Below are 18,099 nucleotides of genomic sequence, written 5' to 3' on the forward strand. Positions count from 1 at the left end.
TAAAACTCACTATTTAACAACTATGTCTAAGCGCTATATTGGTCGCTTTGCACCGTCACCATCCGGACCTTTACATTTTGGTTCGTTGGTGACCGCCTTAGGTAGCTATTTACAAGCAAAATCAAAGCATGGTAAGTGGCTCGTTCGAATTGAAGATATCGATCCGCCAAGAGAAGTAAAAGGTGCATCATCCTTAATATTAAAAACGTTAGACGCACTCAACTTATATTGGGATGACCACGTCCTTTATCAGTCCGCATGCAGTGAACGCTACCGAGCTGCATTAAACCAGTTACTACAAAACCAACAAGCCTACTATTGTAATTGCACAAGACAACGAATACAGTTATTGCCTAACGGATTTTATGATGGTTTTTGCCGCCAACAACACTTAACGCTAAAGGATGATCAACCATATGCGATACGTTTAAAGCAAAATCACCCTATTTTTGAGTTCACGGATAAAATTCTAGGTTTACAAAAAATTGCAGCAATAAATGCGAATGAAGATTTTATTATTCATCGCAAAGATGGTTTATTTGCTTATAATTTAGTAGTGGTACTCGATGACCATCAACAAGGCATCACCGAAATTGTCCGCGGCGCAGATTTATTGCCCGTTACTGGTAAACAAATATCACTTTATCAGCTTTTTGGTTTTAACGTTCCCAGCTACTGCCACCTGCCTTTAGTGCTGGATAATAATGGCAATAAATTATCTAAACAAAATCACGCTAAAGCCATTGAACTTAGCAATACTCAATCAATCACTGCGCAAGCATTACAATTTTTAGGTCAACCTTTACCGCTTGATTGGCAAGATGCAACTCAGCAACAGCTACTTGATTGGGCAATCAGCCATTGGAATCTCGCATTAATACCGAAACAAAATAAGCCATTATCCACCAATGTAGGATAAATTCGGCGTAATACCAACTTTATGTTGGTGCAATAGATGTTTTTCAGGTTTTATCATTAGTGAGGCTAAAATTCGTGCTTTTAATTGTGCTTTTTGTTCAGAACTAGTGAGCAAATCACGCAAATCTACTGCGGCATCACCAAATAAACAATAATGCAGTTTACCGATTGAAGAGACCCTTAAGCGATTACAACTTTTACAAAAATCTTTTGAATAAGGCATAATCAAACCAATCTTACCCAAGTATTGAGGATGAAAATAAACTTTAGCTGGACCAGATAAAGCTTGTTTAGGCTGTAACTGCCAACCTTGTTCAATGAGCTGTAATTCAATGGAGTGACCCGCTAAATGATAACGATTAAAAAGGTCTTGGCTTTCACCGGTTTCCATAAGTTCAATAAAACGTAACTCTACCGGACGCTGTTTTATCCAAGCTAAATAATCGCTCAATTTATCATTCATATTTTTCATTAATACAGTATTAATTTTAACTTTTTTAATACCTACTTCTAATGATTTTTCCACCCCTTGCAATAGTTCTTTAAGTTTATCTTGACCTGTAATTAATTTAAATAAATGGGGTGAAAAACTATCAATACTAATATTAATCGAACTCAGTCCAGCTTGATGCCAATGATGCACATTTTTCAATAAACGCGAACCATTAGTTGTCACCGCCACATCGCGAACACTAGGATAAGAAGCGATCATTGATAAAATATCGATAAAATCTCGACGTAAGGTCGGCTCTCCACCAGTTAAACGAATTTTATGCACACCAAGTTCAGTAAAGGTCGATACAATATTATCGATCTCATTGAGCGTTAAGAAGTGATGATCTTTATTCGGGCGATAACCATTGGGTAAACAGTATTGACACTGAAAATTACACAGTTCGGTAATCGACAAGCGTAGATACTGAAATCGACGCTGATAATTATCCATTAATTGCATATATAACAAACACCTTATCCAAATCGGGAAGCATAGCCATTTCTGCGCTATACCGCGGCTAAGTTACCATATGAAACAAAAAATTCACTTAGGTAAAATAGCTTCAGAGTTTGTTTTAGTCTAGCATAGACTCGATTTTTTGACTATGAACAATTAATCAATATCAACATAATAAATAACAATTTAGTACTTAAATTATTGATTCAAGTTTGTCATTGCCATTTTAGGTATTGATAACTGTAATGTAATTTGGAATAGATGGAGCATGACGATAAAGATAAACCCACCGCATACCATCTTTATGAAGTTTTAGGTAGTGCTTAACTAATTTATCAATTTCAGTATCGTCAGCTGATTGTTGATTTTTATATTGATCAATAAATTCTTGCACAATATCTTCACCCTCGGTTAAAGGACCTTGATATGCTACCAAATAATCTTGACTTAACTGCTCTAATTTATTAAAGAAAAGATAATGCTCTTTTTCGATATCAAACTGTTTAGGATTGTTATAACCTAAAGTGGTAAAAATCCTGTCTGCTATAGCAGACCCTGCATTTATTTCCTTTTTTAAGCCATAAAATATTTTTAAAGGAATAAGTAACATTGCACCAAAAAAAACGAGTAACAACGGCACCCATGAACTTTTTAAATAGGCTTGTATCACGCCAAAAATGCCGCTTAAAATAGCTATTAGTCCAATTACCTTTACAATTAGCGGTGTATGAATGCTAGGTTCATTAAGTTTCGCTTCTGTTCCCTCTGTGGCATAAGGATGTAACCATAGTAGATGATCAATGGGGCGACGTAGCGCATAGGCAAAATAAGTCCCACCTGCAATTTGATCAACGACAACTTCAACATAGTCACCTTCAGCAAAAGCTACTCGACAACATACCCCTTCAATTATATTATCGCCTAATTTAAAACGAAAATATTGTTCAATATCGGAGGTCGGGCAATCTAATTCATTTCTTGTAGCGTACATAGCTAATCGTTTATTTGCCGTAAAAACTAAGCTTAAATGTCCAATCATGTATAGATTAAGGTCAGAACAACCAGCTAATTTCCGAGCATGAGTAAAACTCTCTACTGTATCGTATACCTCAAGATTGGTTATATGACCGGTGATTATTTGAAAACATTCACTATTTGTTGTTAAACTCGATTGCATATCAGTGCCTTTTTTATCTAATTTATCCATGGTTACTAATCAATAATTTTAAGCCAATTGGGTAATATCGGTGTTGTGCAATAGTAATTGTATCCACCTTTGAACTGTTGTAATTTTTTAAACTGAGGTGTTTGTGGATCATTAAATAGTTCAGAAGCACCAACACGATGTAATTTTTTAAAGCGTTCTGTTTCTTTATTAACACTATGCTTCCAAGCCTCAGAATAACCAAAACAGGTTAAAATCTGATTACAAAAAAATGTGTATCCGCCACCGGCAGCATAAAAAAAGAAAACTGTTGAAATAATCAAACCATAAAAACTAAATTTGAAAACATTAAGATAATAATCTAATGATTCACCACAAAAAATGCCGATGATTGAGACCATAATGCAGATTATAACAACAAAAAATGTCAACAAAATAAAGTTTACTTTCACGCATTCAAATGCAGTTTCCTCCATAAAACTAGGAAAAATTAACGCATGTTGCTCGGGAATTCGAACTGCATAACATTCATAAACATCATCATCCCGCGTTGGTTTTACAAGCATTTCAACATAATCACCATCATTAAAACCGACTTGTTTAAGTCGCCCTTCAACTTGATGACTGCCAACATAACAATTAAAGTATTTTCCTTTTAAAAACGGACGCCAATTAAATAAATAGCAAAAAAAGGCGAATATAGATGAAGCGAGTATCAATCCTTTTTCATCAATTTCTCCCTTTCTCAATTTACTTACAGTGCCTTTAAGTAAACAAAAATCTTTTTTCATAATTGTCACATTTCCTTATGACTTAATCTATGTAATTGATAATTTAATCATCATATTATAAAAATCTAATTTAGATCAATATTACTTATACCTTTTAGGATATATCAATTTATTAGAATATTACATTATTCTTAACTTTACTTATTAAAAGTTCTGGTTGAATATATAATGATTTTTTGTCGATAAAACCGTCAAATGGAGGTGGTAATGATTACCCATATTAGCCCGTTAGGATCAATGGATTTGCTTGCGCAAGCTGAAGTTGATATGTTAAAAAAATCTGCTAATAGTGAGCTTTATCAATTATTTAGAAATTGTTCTTTAGCGACCCTTAATGCGGGTAGTAAAACCGATAGTACCAAAGAGTTATTAGATAGATTTAAATCGTTCGAAATTAATGTAATTAGTAAAGAACGCGGGGTGAAATTAGAGTTGATTGATGCGCCCGAAAGTGCTTTTGTCGATAAACGAATGATTCGCTCTATTCAAGCCAATCTTTTTGCTGTACTACGCGATATTCTCTTTTTAAATAGCCAAATCAGTGCCGTTAAACAATTAGTGTCTAATGTTAAATTGGATAGAGATCACTCATTTTACATCACCAATCTGGTTTTCTCTATTTTACGTAATGCTAACGCATTACATGTCGGCGAAGAGCCCAATTTGGTTGTTTGTTGGGGGGGCCATTCAATTAACGAAAGTGAATATTACTATGCCAGACAAGTAGGAATGCAACTTGGCTTGCGTGAACTTAATATTTGCACTGGCTGTGGACCTGGCATTATGGAAGCGCCAATGAAAGGGGCTGCTGTTGGCCATGCTCAACAACGTTATAAAGACAGCCGTTTTATCGGTCTAACCGAACCATCAATTATCGCGGCAGAACCACCAAATGCGTTAGTTAACGAACTCATTATTATGCCGGATATCGAAAAACGACTCGAAGCCTTTGTACGTATTGCTCACGGTATTATTATTTTTCCAGGTGGGCCTGGCACCGCTGAAGAATTGCTTTATATTTTAGGTATTATGCTCAATCCAGAAAATAAACATCAAGCACTCCCTCTTATTTTAACCGGTCCCAAAGAGTGCGAAGACTACTTTGCTGCGATTGATAGTTTTATTCGCAATACCTTAGGTGATGAAGCAACTAAACTTTATCAAATTGTCATTGATTCGCCAGAACAAGTTGCTCGTATAATGAAAGAAGGGGTAAAACAAGTGAAAGCTTCGCGTTTAGCTACTGGCGATGCTTACGGCTTTAACTGGCTATTAAAAATAGATGAATCGCTACAACACCCATTTGAGCCAATACACGAAAACATGGCTTCGCTCAATTTACATAAAGATCAGCCAGTTGAATTATTAGCTGCTGATTTGCGCCGAGCGTTTTCTGGTATTGTTGCAGGTAATGTAAAAGAGTTTGGTATGAAACAGATTGCCGAGCATGGTCCCTATAAATTGCAAGGCGATAAAGAGATCATGACACAACTTGATAATTTACTGCGTAGTTTTGTTAAACAAGACCGCATGAAGTTACCTGGTGGTACTGCTTATAAACCTTGTTACGAAATCTGTTATTAACTGAGCCAATAAAATAAAAAAACATAATTTGTAGGTCACTTTAACATTTAAAAAGAGTAATCATCACATCTAGGGATTAGTTGTTAGTGTTAAAGTGACTGATAAATTAGTTCAATAATGACTTTATTTGTAATCAACAAATCTACCAACAACTTTGGATTTTTATCTAATTAAGATGTCGGTAGACCGTTATTTTAATTATCCAAAAGGTCAAAAATCATTTAAAATATCTAACGCTTCTGAGACTTTTTTGACGCCAAAAACTTGCATATTTTCAGGCTTCTTTTTAGGCATATTGGCAAAAGGTACAATCGCTTTTTTAAAACCATGTTTTGCAGCTTCAGCAATTCGTTCTTGTCCACTCGGTACTGGGCGTATTTCGCCGCCTAAGCCAATCTCGCCAAAAATCACCACATCTTGTGGTAATGGGCGATTACGAAAACTCGATACCAATGCAGCAATTAATGCTAAATCGGCGCTAGTTTCGGTGACTTTTACCCCGCCAACAACGTTAACAAAAATATCCTGATCAGCCATTTGTAACCCACCATGACGATGTAAAACAGCAAGTAATAGTGCTAATCGGTTTTGCTCTAGCCCTACAGTAACTCGTCTTGGATTACCATACATTGAGTGATCAACAAGGGCTTGAATTTCAACCAATAAAGGTCTTGTTCCTTCCCATAGCACCATAACAGAGCTACCGGGTAACATTTCATCACCGCGACTTAAAAAGATTGCTGATGGGTTACTCACCTCTTTCAGACCCTGTTCTGTCATGGCAAATACACCTAACTCGTTGACCGCACCAAAACGATTTTTATGACTACGTAGTGTTCTAAAGCGAGAATCGGCATCACCATCTAATAAAACTGAGCAGTCGATACAGTGTTCAAGCACTTTTGGTCCAGCTAGTGATCCATCTTTAGTCACATGACCAACCATAATAATGGCAATACCTTTAGTTTTGGCAAAACGAGTCAAATAAGCAGCGGTTTCGCGCACTTGGGCGACGCTACCGGGTGAAGATTGAATATCAGCAAGATGCATAACTTGAATAGAGTCAATAACCATTAATTTAGGTTGTGACTGTTCTGCCAGTAAACAAATTTGTTCAATGCTGGTTTCAGACAGCATATTGATGTTATCGGTGGGTAATCCTAATCGATGTGCACGCATAGCAACTTGTTGCAATGATTCTTCACCAGTTACATACAGCGTGTTCATTAGCGTAGACAGTTTGCTCATGGTTTGCAGTAATAACGTGCTTTTGCCTGCTCCGGGATTACCACCAATTAAAATAGCACTGCCAGGGACAACCCCACCACCAAGTACGCGGTCAAATTCAGAAAATCCAGTTGAAAATCTTGGTAAAGCTTCCAAACTAATTTCAGATAATTTTTGGATTTTAGTTTGTCCTGCACCACCGGCATAACCGGATAATCGATCATTACGTGATGAAGTGCTGGCTAATCTAACTTCCGTAATAGTATTCCATGCATGACAAGCGCTACATTGACCTTGCCAACGAGGATAGTCAGCACCACAATCATTACAGACATAAGCACGCTTTACTGTTTTTGCCAAACTCTTCTCCTAACCTTCACTTAATAAACTGGTTGATAAAATACACCACAATCCGGTTAAATCCGCATAATTAATGCTAATCCGTGCTTTTTCCACCACTTTGGGTTTACCATGATAAGCTACACCAAGACCCGCTATACGAAGCATCATTAGATCATTAGCACCATCACCGATAGCAACAGTTTGCTCTATTGGAATATCTAGTGATGTCGCTAAATGCTGTAAGGTTCTGGCTTTGTATTTTGCATCAACAATCGGCCCGATAACCTTACCCGTTAATTTACCGTTTTTAATTTCTAACTCATTGGCATAAGCATCAACTAACTTTAACTTTTGTTTTAGATGATCAGCAAAATAGGTAAAGCCGCCTGAAGCGATTGCAACATGCCAATTTTTTTTATGTAATTCTCTCACTAAATAAGATAAGCCTGGCGTAAGAGGTAACGTGTCTTTCACCTGTTGCAAAATAGTTTGCTGGGCACCTTTAAGTGTTGCCACTCTTTTACGTAAACTTGTAGCAAAGTCAAGTTCGCCACGCATGGCTTGTTCCGTCACAGCAGCCACTTGTTCACCAACCCCCTGTAATTTAGCCAGCTCATCAATGCATTCAATACCAATTGCGGTCGAATCCATATCCATAACAAGTAGTCCCGGTGAATGTAATGATGGCAAATTATCAATGGGCGCAACATCAATATTTAAAGCCAATGAAATGGATTTAGCCTTTTTAGGCATAACTCCCGCAATTCTAACGATCTGATATGTTTTAATTTTCCACGATGACACAATTACCATGGGCATAGCAAGTTGGTTTTGGAATTTTGATAAAACAGTTTTATTTAATTTTTTGCCATAAATAATCCAACCTGTTTTACCCGCATTATAGTCAAGGGGTACCACTTCGCATCCATTCAAAGATAGCGGTAAACCTTGCCAAGATTGAATATTTTCAGGTAAATCATTGTAGGTAAGTGTGTAAGCCATATCAGAAAATCTTTATAACGTGAAACGAAGCCAGAATTTATCATATCTAAAAAAGATTGTCCAAATGGGTAAGGTGTTTTATATTCAGTATCTAAACATAAATTGAATTCGTCAAAGTGTCTTTACCTTTTTAAGTTTGATAATTGTATTTGGTTAAATTTCAATTTATCAAAACCATTTTAATACTTACCCATATCATTATAGGATGTCATAGCGTTAATGCCCACAAGCAAAGTTGTTCTAATGCAGGACGTATCCGTTCACCCTGTGGGGTCAATCTATATAACACTTTTAATGGCGGTTTATCCCCAAAAACAGTGCGCGTAATTAAGCCATCCTCTTCAAGCTTTTTAAGTTGAAGACTTAATGTCATATCGGTAATTTCTGGGATGATGGTTTTTAATTCACTAAAGCGTTTTTCGCCAGAAAGTAAATAATGAAGTATCACCCCTTTCCATTTTCCACCAACTAAATCCATCGCTAAACTGATAGGGCAATAATACGTTTTATTGTTATAAGTTTTTACAGTGCTTTGCTTGTCTAATTCCATTTAACTACCTAACGCTTTAAGTTTATAACTATCTAATTTGATAGATATTGCCATAAACCTATTAAGGCATAAACTAATAATAGTCACTCATATTTTTATAGTATAAATCCAAAAGGAATCATCATGGCATTAATTATTTTAGGTCATCCCAATATTGAACAATCTATTGCAAACAAAACCATTATAGAATCATTGCAAAAACAGATTACGGATTTAGAAATTCGTAATATTCACCAACTTTATCCAGATTACAAAATCAATGTACAAGAGGAACAAGCCGCTTTACTGAGGCATGATCTTATCGTTTTACAATACCCTATGTATTGGTTTAACATGCCAGCAATACTTAAAATATGGTTTGATCAGGTATTAACCTACCAATTTGCTTATGGCTCGCAAGGCGATAAATTAAAAGGTAAAAAGTTATTACCAAGTTTAACAATTGGGCAAGCTGAGCAAAATTTTCAAGAATATAGCGCCGATTTAATCAAAAATTTACTTGAATCGGTTAAGGTTTCAGCACGCTACACACAAATGGAATATCTTCCACCGGCATTACTCTATGGTGTTTCTCCAATTATGAAAGGTGAAAGTGAAATAAAAGCAAATGCCTTAGAACATTCAAAACAGTTAGCTCAAAGAATAAAAAAATACAGCTAATCGGTAAAGGATGATATGTATTAATAATATATATCATCCTATGTGATGCGTTAATCTGTTTGATTTAATTAATACTACAAAAACTATCAATCCCAGTTTGATTAATAAAAATAGTTTAACCTTGCCTTGTTATTTAGCTCAAAATTCTTTTACTCAGGTATTTTTACTAAAAAAATCCCAATAGAAATAACGATCACAATTTGCTATATCTATAAGTAAAAAATCCTTTTTAAAAATAGAAAAAACAATCATCTACCATCACCTTGCTAAACGGTTAACATCTGTTAAAATTAACGTTTAGTACAATTAACACTTTGATCTCGTCGTTATTATTAAATGGTGAGTTGAGTTTAATTGTTTTAAATGATGCAAAATTTACATACGAATAATATCAATATGATAACATCAAACCAACCTAGAAAACGCTTACCTTCGATTCTCGTATTCATAGTGATCTATCTTATCTGTCAAGCAGTGGTTTTTTTGTCAAAACCAATATTTCGTTTGCTCGAAAAGCTTGCTTACGTGATTGATGATTTTCTTAATTATACGGGTATTGCTTTAGCTGACGGTGAATTTGATCCCGCTGGGTTGTGGGTAATTTTGGGTGTGCCATTTTTGTGTGCGATTGTAATTTTTTATCTTCTCAAAAAATTAACCAATAAGATAAAGCCTTTCTCGTCAATAAAATAGGAAATAAATCACTATGCTCAGTTGAGCATAATAAGTCATAAAAAGCTTTATTTCTTATCATAAACTCTAAAGACCCTATCTATGAGCAAAAAACAGCGCTCACCTTTAAGCGTTAAATTTTCTGCAATACCGCGTAGAAGAAGCCGTCACCGCCATGCTCACTTGGTAGTAGTTGTTTAATTTCACCTTGTAATTGGGCATCACGATATTCATTAAGAAAACGCGTGATCTGTGCACTGTTTTCATCTGGTAAGATTGAACAAGTAGCATAGACTAAGGTTCCCCCTATTTTCAAATAGGGCCAAATTTGAGTTAAAATAGCGTACTGTAACGCAACTAATTGAGCAATATCGCTATCACGACGTAACCACTTGATATCAGGATGTCGCCGAATCACCCCTGTTGCCGAACAAGGTGCATCAAGCAAAATGCGATCAAAAATTCGTCCTTTACACCATTTTTCAGGGGTTAAACCATCACCTACTTTGACTTCGGCGTGCTGTTTTAAACGTTGCAAATTTTGTTCAATACGTTTTGCTCGATTAGCATCAACATCAACAGCCAATAGGTGGGCTTGTGGCGCTATTTCTAAAATATGCGTAGTTTTACCGCCTGGTGCTGCGCACATATCTAATATCTGTTCACCATTTTGAGGTGCCAATAAGTAAGCGGCATATTGGGCAGATAAATCCTGTACCGTTACCGCACCGTCTTCAAAAGAAGGTAATTTGTTCACGTTAACCGGTGTAATTATCTGTAATGCACTTGGCATTGATGGATAAACTTGTGATTCAATGTTTATGTCAGCTAATCGTTGCTGGTAATCAGCTACACAATAGTGATTTTGATTAACACGCAACCACATAGGTGGTTTTTGATTATTAGCAGCAATAATTGCTTGCCATTTATCAGGATAAGCTTGCTTAAGGCGATTAACTAACCAACTTGGGTGTAATGTTCGGCTTGTTTGCTCTTTGCTGCTTTGACTAAAAGTTTGTTGTAACGAGGCTTGTTGGCGTAAAAATTCACGTAATACACCATTAATCAAACCCTTTAGTGACGATTTTTTTAAAACATTAACCGCATTGACCGTTTCACCAACTGCGGCATGTTCAGGAATACGGGTATAAAGAATCTGGTAAATCCCGACGAATAATAGATAATGCAAAACGCTATTTTTGCCAGTCATGACTTTAGCCATGAGATGATGAATATAAAAATTAAGCTCCGGTAATACTCGCATTACCCCAAAACAAATCTCTTGAACTAAACTACGATCTTTATCAGCTATTTTATCATGTTCAGCAGTTAACGCTGTATTGAGTGATTGCCCACCTTCCAATACATTGAAAATGACCTGTGCACAAACTGCACGAATGTTAGGGTATAATTTTTTATTCATACAAGAGAATAACCTTGCTCAATTAGAGAGCGACTTATTATAAAATTAATGAACCCACCCAACCCGCAATAAATAAGGGGATATTAAAATGGGTGAAAGTTGGAATAACACTATCACGAATATGGTCGTGCTGCCCGTCACTATTAAGCCCAGCTGAGGTTGCTAAGATAGTATCAGATGGAGGAGAACCAGCATCGCCAATAGCGCCTGATGCACCAATTAAACAGACTGTTGCAATCGGTGAAAAACCAAGTTGAACACAAAGTGGTACATAGATAGCAGCAATAATTGGCACGGTTGAGAATGAAGAACCTATACCTAATGTAATCACTAATCCGACTAACATCATCATAAATGAGGCTATCACTTTGTTGCCAGCAAATAAAGCTGCACTATTAATAACTAAAGGCTCAATTTCGTGAGTTTGTTTTAAAACTTCGGCAAAACCTTGTGCAGAAATCATCACAAAACCAATCATTGCCATCATTTTTATACCATCAGTAAAAACACCGTCGGCTTCGCCCCATTTAATTGTGCCTGATACAATAAAACAAATAAAACCAATTAAGGCGCCTAGAATCATTGAGCCAGTATAAAGTTGGATACTAAACGATAGCACTATTGCTAAAAGTGAAACAAAAAGTGAACGCTTATTCAGATTATTTAACGCGGATAAATTGGTCTTTTGGCGAATAATTTTATATTCACGAGGTTTTCGGTAACTGACAAAAATCGCCCATAATAAACCGATAAACATACCTAGAGCAGGTATTGCCATAGCATGCATGACGTTGACATGGCTCACATCCATACCTGATGAGATAATATTTTTTAATAAAATCTGATTTAAAAAGATGTTGCCAAAACCTACGGGTAAAAACATATAAGGTGTGATAAGACCAAATGTCATAATACAAGCAATCATTCGTCTATCTAATTGCAAACGTGACATAACATATAAAAGTGGTGGAATTAAAAGTGGTATAAAGGCAATATGAATAGGAATAACATTTTGTGAGGAAATACTTACTAATGCAATAATAATGATTAATAACCATTTAATTCGGGTTTTCGCACTGCTTGATGTCAGCTGCTCAATAGCTTTATCGGCCAATAACTCTGGTAAGCCTGATTTTGATATTGCAACCGCAAAGGCACCAAGCATGGCATAAGATAGGGCAATATTAGCACCATTACTAATACCGGTATTAAAGGCATCAATGGTTTCTTTTAATGATAAATGACTAAATAGCCCACCTATAAATGCCCCAATAATTAAACTAATTACGACATGAACACGGCAGAGCGATAAAATTAACATGCAAACTACCGCGACAACAACTGCATTTATGGACGAAAACAAATCAAGCACTATATTCATAAAAAGATTTTCGGTTAATCAGGAAAGCTTAGCATTTTAGGTGATCGATACTGAAAGTGCAATTGATAGTGTACACTCACTAATTAGCAGATTTAACAGTAGCAATGTAGATTTGCGCTTAGTTTTAACGATTTATGATAGGCTTAACTTAAAAAGACTAGCTTAATTAATCAACGATTTTTTTCAATTTGGTTAATTTAACTCTTTGATTTTAAGCATCAGTTATCAAACTTATACAATTATTGATAACATTCGACACGTTACAGAATCGACTATAAATGATTGTTGAGATTCGACAATAATGGCTAAGCGATAAAATAATCGGTATAAGCTCAGCGCAATAATTTCATAAAATTTATCATTTATATAAATTAACTTTTCAATATAAAGTACAACACATTAAATTGGTTATTAGCGCACAATAAGATACCGATTATTCAATGTGTTATAGAATAACTTTCTTATCATTGTCACTCAATCCAGTTATAATGGTGTTCAATGCAGTTTTAATTGTACAAGATAAAAACCTAGGTAATAGAATTGATTACTTACTCTATTTAAAAATTAAGTTCTGCGATCTACAAAAGTTTGTTATGGAGTGTTGCTAATGAGAAGTAATATAGACGGTCATTTTTTACTGATTGGTTTAATGGCATATCCTATTCGTCACAGCTTATCCCCTCAAATGCAAAATACCATTTATTCTAAATTGGATATTCCTTATGTCTATTTAGCTTTTGAAGTCGATCAAGAAAAGCTAGCCGATGCTATAAAAGGGCTTCGTGCACTAGGATTACGTGGTAGCGCTGTATCTATGCCAAATAAACAATTGGTTTGTAACTATTTGGATAAGTTGACTCCTGCTGTTGAAATGAGTGGCGCTTGTAATACTATTTCTAATGATAATGGTGTATTGACCGGTTATAACACAGATGGTATTGGTTATATGCGCATGCTCAAAGAAGCTGGGGTTGATGTTATTGGCAAAAAAATGACAATACTTGGAGCAGGTGGTGCAGCAACAGCAATTGTGGTTCAAGCAGCGCTCGACGGAGTAAATGAGATTGCTATCTTCAATCAAAAAGATGATTGCTATGCTAAAATTGAAACTGTTGCTAAAAAATTGAATGAAAACACCAAGTGTAAAGTTCAGGTTTTTGATCTTGCCAATGAAACGCAATTACGTAAAGCAATAGCTGATAGTGCCGTACTATGTAATGCGACTGGGGTTGGCATGAAACCACTAGAAGGACAGAGTTTAATAACCGACCCTACTCTACTAAGGCCTGAGCTTGTCGTCACTGATTGTATTTATAGCCCTCGCAAAACCAAATTATTAGAAATTGCTGAAAAACAAGGTTGTAAAACCTTAAATGGTATTGGCATGATGTTATGGCAGGGTGCTGCTCAAATAAAAATTTGGACGGGTGAGGATGCCCCCATTGAGTATGTAAAAGAGAAAATGGGATTTAATGATTAATAGATAGCAAGATTTTTTTTGGATTGAATTACTAGCTAATTATAACGATTTAAATGACTAAAAAAAGATAGTATCAATTTATTGAGCTTCAAATTGCTATCTGACTTAATATCAAAGAAAAGCGATACATTATTACTTTCTATTAATAAAAATTTATTGCTAATAGGATATGACATGAAAACAATTACTATAAAAAATATAGAGATAGGTAAAGGTGCCCCTAAAATCATTGTGCCACTAGTTGGTAAAACTGAAGAAGAACTGCTTGAAGAAATTACCTATCTACAAGATATCGATTTTGATGTTTTAGAATGGCGTGCCGATCATTATTGTCACGTTGATAATCTCGACTCGGTAAAGGCCATGGCAAAAAAAATGGCTGATTTATTACCAAATAAACCGATTTTATTTACCTTTCGAACTGCAAATGAAGGGGGGGTAAAACCTTGGCCGTTAAGCGCTTATGTTGAGTTAAATAAAACGATGGCATCAAGCGGTTTAGTTGATTTAATTGACGTTGAGGTGTTTATTGGTGATAGCTATGTTAAAGAAATTATCGATGTTGCCCATAAAAATAATGTCTTTGTTGTGGCTTCAAATCACGATTTTGAAAAAACACCAACTAAAAGCGGTATTATTTATCGATTACGTAAAATGCAAGATTTAGGTGCAGATATCCCTAAAATTGCGGTTATGCCCAAAAAGACTGAAGATGTATTAACACTTCTTGCCGCCACCACCGAAATGAATGAAATGTATGCTACTAAACCAATTATCACTATGTCAATGGCTGGTCTTGGCGCAATTAGTCGAATAGCTGGCACAATATTTGGTTCAGCAATGACATTTGGTGCGGCTAAAAATGCATCAGCCCCCGGACAGCTTGATGTTAAACAATTGCGTTATATCTTAGATGTGTTATATCGCTGTAAACAATAGCTCCATTATGCAATAAAATGTAAGATTCATTCCTATGAATAGCAGACACTTAGACTACCTAGCTTCATAAAGATAGGGGCAAATTTTACATTGTTTTTAATAAGTAATAACAAAAAATCAATTTATTCGTAGTGTCATGATTAATAAATATTTATAATACTGGATAATATCGTTATAGCTTATCTTTTTAAGTTATTTAAATAATACGGTCTAAAGATTGTGCAAATTAACTAACGATAAAATGCTAACAAGTATATACTCAATACATTGCTCTTTTCTGGTGTTAAAGATGCATTATTTAGCTTTACCAACAACATACTTATTTTAAGTTTGGTTGATAAGTTAAAAATTAAAGAGATTAAAGTATATCAATAACACAAAAGTATGAGGTTTATTTTTTTATGTTCTCTTGGTGGACAAAAGCTTATTTTTTTCTTATCCAGATCCTAGTGAAACTTTTTGTCAAAAGTAAACCGATTCCAACAGATCCAATTACAGAACTAGGTTTAGATACGCACCGACCTGTTTTATATGTACTACCGTATAATTCACAAATCGACTTAATGGTAGTTCGGTCACTATGCTTACAATATAAGCTACCCGACCCTTTAGATAGTATAGAGGTTAATGGTAAAACTGTACCAGCCTACATTTATATCGACAAAGGTCCTGGTATTTTTGCATCCAATCGCCAACAAAATAAAACCATCGAAATTTTAAAAGATTATATTTCGGCTCATCAACAAAATCCTAATCTTGATATACAAATGTTGCCCGTTTCGGTTATGTTTGGGCGCCGACCAGACAAAGAAGGCAAAAAAATGCCTTCACTACAAGTATTAGGTGCAACCTATAAATTGTTTAAGATTATTATTTCTGGGCGTGATTGTTATACTCGTTTTTCTAAAACAGTTTCACTTAAGACTATCGAATTTGATGATAAACAAGATATTTCTGTTTTAGCACATAAGCTAGCTCGGGTAGCACGTATTCATTTTGCAAAACTACGAATGGCATCAGTTGGTCCCAAATTACCCGTTCGGCAACAGATGCTAAATAAGTTACTAAATAGTCCAAGACTGGCCGAAGCGATACAAGAAGAAGCAAAAAGTAAAAATATTAGCTTAGATAAAGCTAAAAAAAATGCATTAGCCAATTTAAACGAAATTGCCGCTAATTTCTCTTATCGTATGCTAAGAGTGACAGACTTTGTTCTTACTTGGGCTTGGCATAAACTTTACCAAGGGCTGAAAGTCACCAATGCAGATCCTGTGCGTGAACTGGCACAAAATGGGCATGAGATTGTTTATGCGCCTTGTCATCGTAGTCATATGGATTATTTATTACTCTCCTACGTACTTTACCGACAAGGATTAGTCCCGCCACACATAGCAGCGGGTATAAACCTGAATTTCTGGCCTGCAGGTCCAATATTTAGACGACTTGGCGCTTTTTTTATTCGTCGCTCATTTAGAGGAAATAAGTTATATACAGCAGTGTTTAGAGAATACTTAGCCGAACTGTTTATCCGTGGTTACGCTGTTGAATATTTTATTGAAGGTGGACGCTCACGTACAGGTAGATTACTTGATCCTAAAACAGGCATGTTAATGATGACAGTACAAACATTGTTACGTGGTGATGCAAGACCAATTACGGTTGTACCTGTGTATATAGGTTATGAACATGTTTTAGAAGTCGCAACTTACGCCAATGAACTACGCGGCGCACAAAAAGAAAAAGAAAGCTTATGGCATACACTTAAAGCTTTCTTAAAATTGAAAAAGTTAGGTTTTGGCTATGTCAACTTTGGTCACCCTATTTTGCTTAATCAATTTTTAAACCAACAGATACCTGAGTGGCGTGACGCAATCGAGCCAACAGGCACAGTTCGCCCTAACTGGTTAACGCCTACAACCAATTTACTCGCCAAGCAAATTATGGAACGGATTAATGCGTCAGCAGCAATTAATGCGATGAATTTATGTTGTTCAATACTATTGGCCGCAGATCAACGAGCGTTAACTAAAGTCAGACTACTTGAACACATCGACTATCTTCTAAAATTGTTAAAGAAAATCCCTTATTCCGATTTGATAACCATTCCCGATCAAACGCCAGAAGAGCTGTTTGAACACGCTAAAGAAATGGGAAAATTTGTGATTACAACAGATGAAGTGGGTGAAATGGTTGGCTTAACAACAGAGCAAGCCGTGCTAATGACGTATTATCGTAATAACATCCAGCATTTGCTAATCATCCCAGCGTTAGTTGCCAGAATTTTAATAAAGCATAATCGGATTTCTTCAGAAGAAGTGATTAATCAAATCAAATTATTATTCCCGTTAATCAAATCAGAGCTATTTCTTTATCATAATGATGAACAACTTACTCAATATGTGAATAAAATCATTGAAACTTACGCTGAGTTAAATTTAATTAGTTATTCACCTGATAAATTAACCTTAAATTATTTAAAAATGTCAGCATTACAATTACTTGCTTCATCCTCAAAAGATACTTTACAGCGCTATATGATTGCGTTTTCTTTGTTACAAAAAGATCCGTCTATTAGTCGTGCTACTTTAGAAAAAGAAGGGCGGCTTATTGCCGAAAGATTATCGGTTTTACATGGTATTAATGCCCCAGAATTTTTTGATAAAGGCGTATTTGCTACATTAGTCAGCTCACTACGTGAACAAGGTTATTTAGATGATCAAGGTGGTGCTAATTTAGCTAAAATTGCCACTATGCATGAAACGCTTAAACCTTTGATTACGGCAAGAGTGATGCAAACTATAGATGAGATAAATCCTTTAGTAGCTCAATAAAATAGTCAATAAGTTTCAGAAAATCAATGATTACGATTAAGTAAAAATAAAGATTTATATCGAATACTTTTCTGAAGCTTATTTCAAAAAATAATTTTTTTATATCTTTTTTACTAAGCTTAAAACCTTTATTTTTGTCTTTTTTGACCTATGTCAAACTTTGTCAGTTCATTTCCGTTTTT

Annotated in this window: 15 protein-coding genes and 1 riboswitch; of the genes, 7 read left to right on the forward strand and 8 right to left on the reverse strand. The window is 35.4% G+C overall.

Annotation, left to right across the window (positions count from 1 at the left end; all coding sequences use genetic code 11):
• The first annotated feature begins 22 nt into the window (after positions 1-22).
• A complete protein-coding gene (gene gluQRS / locus J3U57_RS09700) occupies positions 23-919 on the forward strand; it encodes a tRNA glutamyl-Q(34) synthetase GluQRS (protein WP_267334125.1) in 897 nt (298 codons plus the stop codon).
• Here the strand turns inward: gluQRS and moaA are convergent.
• The 3 genes from moaA to J3U57_RS09715 all read right to left on the reverse strand — a co-directional run bounded on the left by moaA (position 899) and on the right by J3U57_RS09715 (position 3,826).
• Positions 899-1,873, reverse strand: coding sequence for a GTP 3',8-cyclase MoaA (moaA, locus tag J3U57_RS09705; RefSeq protein ID WP_267344528.1), 975 nt, complete (start codon positions 1,871-1,873; stop codon positions 899-901). The two genes, gluQRS and moaA, sit on opposite strands and share 21 nt — an antisense overlap.
• Positions 1,869-1,993, reverse strand: a riboswitch (molybdenum cofactor riboswitch). (Overlaps the previous gene by 5 nt.)
• Before the next feature lie 103 nt (positions 1,994-2,096).
• On the reverse strand, positions 2,097-3,077 hold the full coding sequence (locus J3U57_RS09710) for a hypothetical protein (RefSeq protein WP_267344526.1): 981 nt from the start codon (positions 3,075-3,077) through the stop codon (positions 2,097-2,099).
• 5 nt (positions 3,078-3,082) lie between these two features.
• Positions 3,083-3,826 (reverse strand): hypothetical protein, encoded by a 744-nt coding sequence (locus J3U57_RS09715; protein WP_267344524.1) that lies wholly within the window; start codon positions 3,824-3,826, stop codon positions 3,083-3,085.
• Positions 3,827-4,033: 207 nt separating this feature from the next.
• On the opposite strand from J3U57_RS09715, the gene ppnN reads away from it, so the two are divergent.
• Entirely contained in the window at positions 4,034-5,410 is a 1,377-nt protein-coding gene (gene ppnN / locus J3U57_RS09720) for a nucleotide 5'-monophosphate nucleosidase PpnN (protein ID WP_065634073.1), read from the forward strand.
• 210 nt (positions 5,411-5,620) lie between these two features.
• On the opposite strand, the gene radA is transcribed toward ppnN, so the two are convergent.
• From radA to J3U57_RS09735, 3 genes are all read right to left on the reverse strand, one after another.
• The gene (radA, locus tag J3U57_RS09725) at positions 5,621-6,997 is read right to left on the reverse strand and encodes a DNA repair protein RadA (protein WP_267344523.1); all 1,377 of its coding nucleotides are present in this window, start codon (positions 6,995-6,997) and stop codon (positions 5,621-5,623) included.
• Positions 6,998-7,006: 9 nt separating this feature from the next.
• Positions 7,007-7,981 carry a phosphoserine phosphatase gene (gene serB, locus J3U57_RS09730; RefSeq protein WP_267334121.1) on the reverse strand — a complete coding sequence of 325 codons (975 nt, stop codon included), beginning with the start codon at positions 7,979-7,981 and terminating at the stop codon, positions 7,007-7,009.
• A gap of 208 nt (positions 7,982-8,189) precedes the next feature.
• The gene (locus J3U57_RS09735; protein ID WP_065799233.1) at positions 8,190-8,531 is read right to left on the reverse strand and encodes a winged helix-turn-helix transcriptional regulator; all 342 of its coding nucleotides are present in this window, start codon (positions 8,529-8,531) and stop codon (positions 8,190-8,192) included.
• Positions 8,532-8,654: 123 nt separating this feature from the next.
• Here J3U57_RS09735 and J3U57_RS09740 point away from each other — a divergent pair, with 123 nt between their 5' ends.
• Complete coding sequence (locus tag J3U57_RS09740) at positions 8,655-9,191, forward strand: NAD(P)H-dependent oxidoreductase (protein ID WP_267334120.1); 537 nt, start codon at positions 8,655-8,657, stop codon at positions 9,189-9,191.
• Between the two features lie 483 nt (positions 9,192-9,674).
• Complete coding sequence (locus J3U57_RS09745; RefSeq protein ID WP_267344522.1) at positions 9,675-9,884, forward strand: hypothetical protein; 210 nt, start codon at positions 9,675-9,677, stop codon at positions 9,882-9,884.
• 112 nt (positions 9,885-9,996) lie between these two features.
• On the opposite strand, the gene rsmB is transcribed toward J3U57_RS09745, so the two are convergent.
• Both rsmB and J3U57_RS09755 read right to left on the reverse strand, forming a co-directional pair.
• Positions 9,997-11,286 carry a 16S rRNA (cytosine(967)-C(5))-methyltransferase RsmB gene (rsmB, locus tag J3U57_RS09750; RefSeq protein ID WP_267334118.1) on the reverse strand — a complete coding sequence of 430 codons (1,290 nt, stop codon included), beginning with the start codon at positions 11,284-11,286 and terminating at the stop codon, positions 9,997-9,999.
• A gap of 37 nt (positions 11,287-11,323) precedes the next feature.
• Entirely contained in the window at positions 11,324-12,667 is a 1,344-nt protein-coding gene (locus J3U57_RS09755; RefSeq protein WP_267344521.1) for a Na+/H+ antiporter family protein, read from the reverse strand.
• Positions 12,668-13,274: 607 nt separating this feature from the next.
• On the opposite strand from J3U57_RS09755, the gene J3U57_RS09760 reads away from it, so the two are divergent.
• From J3U57_RS09760 to plsB, 3 genes are all read left to right on the forward strand, one after another.
• Positions 13,275-14,147: a shikimate dehydrogenase gene (locus tag J3U57_RS09760; RefSeq protein ID WP_267334116.1), complete on the forward strand. Its 873-nt coding sequence runs from the start codon at positions 13,275-13,277 to the stop codon at positions 14,145-14,147.
• A gap of 174 nt (positions 14,148-14,321) precedes the next feature.
• Positions 14,322-15,086 (forward strand): type I 3-dehydroquinate dehydratase, encoded by a 765-nt coding sequence (gene aroD / locus J3U57_RS09765; protein WP_267334115.1) that lies wholly within the window; start codon positions 14,322-14,324, stop codon positions 15,084-15,086.
• 401 nt (positions 15,087-15,487) lie between these two features.
• On the forward strand, positions 15,488-17,917 hold the full coding sequence (gene plsB, locus J3U57_RS09770; RefSeq protein ID WP_267344520.1) for a glycerol-3-phosphate 1-O-acyltransferase PlsB: 2,430 nt from the start codon (positions 15,488-15,490) through the stop codon (positions 17,915-17,917).
• Positions 17,918-18,099 lie beyond the last annotated feature (182 nt).

This window comes from Gilliamella sp. B3464 (assembly GCF_026536145.1).
GTDB lineage: Bacteria > Pseudomonadota > Gammaproteobacteria > Enterobacterales > Orbaceae > Gilliamella.

Excerpts from the sequence above, each read along its gene's own strand:
- rsmB (WP_267334118.1), bottom strand. The coding sequence starts at position 11,286 with ATGAATAAAAAATTATACCCTAACATTCGTGCAGTTTGTGCACAGGTC.
- J3U57_RS09740 (WP_267334120.1), top strand. The coding sequence starts at position 8,655 with ATGGCATTAATTATTTTAGGTCATCCCAATATTGAACAATCTATTGCA.
- J3U57_RS09715 (WP_267344524.1), bottom strand. The coding sequence starts at position 3,826 with ATGAAAAAAGATTTTTGTTTACTTAAAGGCACTGTAAGTAAATTGAGA.
- J3U57_RS09755 (WP_267344521.1), bottom strand. The coding sequence starts at position 12,667 with ATGAATATAGTGCTTGATTTGTTTTCGTCCATAAATGCAGTTGTTGTC.
- serB (WP_267334121.1), bottom strand. The coding sequence starts at position 7,981 with ATGGCTTACACACTTACCTACAATGATTTACCTGAAAATATTCAATCT.
- moaA (WP_267344528.1), bottom strand. The coding sequence starts at position 1,873 with ATGCAATTAATGGATAATTATCAGCGTCGATTTCAGTATCTACGCTTG.
- plsB (WP_267344520.1), top strand. The coding sequence starts at position 15,488 with ATGTTCTCTTGGTGGACAAAAGCTTATTTTTTTCTTATCCAGATCCTA.
- aroD (WP_267334115.1), top strand. The coding sequence starts at position 14,322 with ATGAAAACAATTACTATAAAAAATATAGAGATAGGTAAAGGTGCCCCT.
- J3U57_RS09710 (WP_267344526.1), bottom strand. The coding sequence starts at position 3,077 with ATGGATAAATTAGATAAAAAAGGCACTGATATGCAATCGAGTTTAACA.
- ppnN (WP_065634073.1), top strand. The coding sequence starts at position 4,034 with ATGATTACCCATATTAGCCCGTTAGGATCAATGGATTTGCTTGCGCAA.
- J3U57_RS09760 (WP_267334116.1), top strand. The coding sequence starts at position 13,275 with ATGAGAAGTAATATAGACGGTCATTTTTTACTGATTGGTTTAATGGCA.
- J3U57_RS09735 (WP_065799233.1), bottom strand. The coding sequence starts at position 8,531 with ATGGAATTAGACAAGCAAAGCACTGTAAAAACTTATAACAATAAAACG.
- gluQRS (WP_267334125.1), top strand. The coding sequence starts at position 23 with ATGTCTAAGCGCTATATTGGTCGCTTTGCACCGTCACCATCCGGACCT.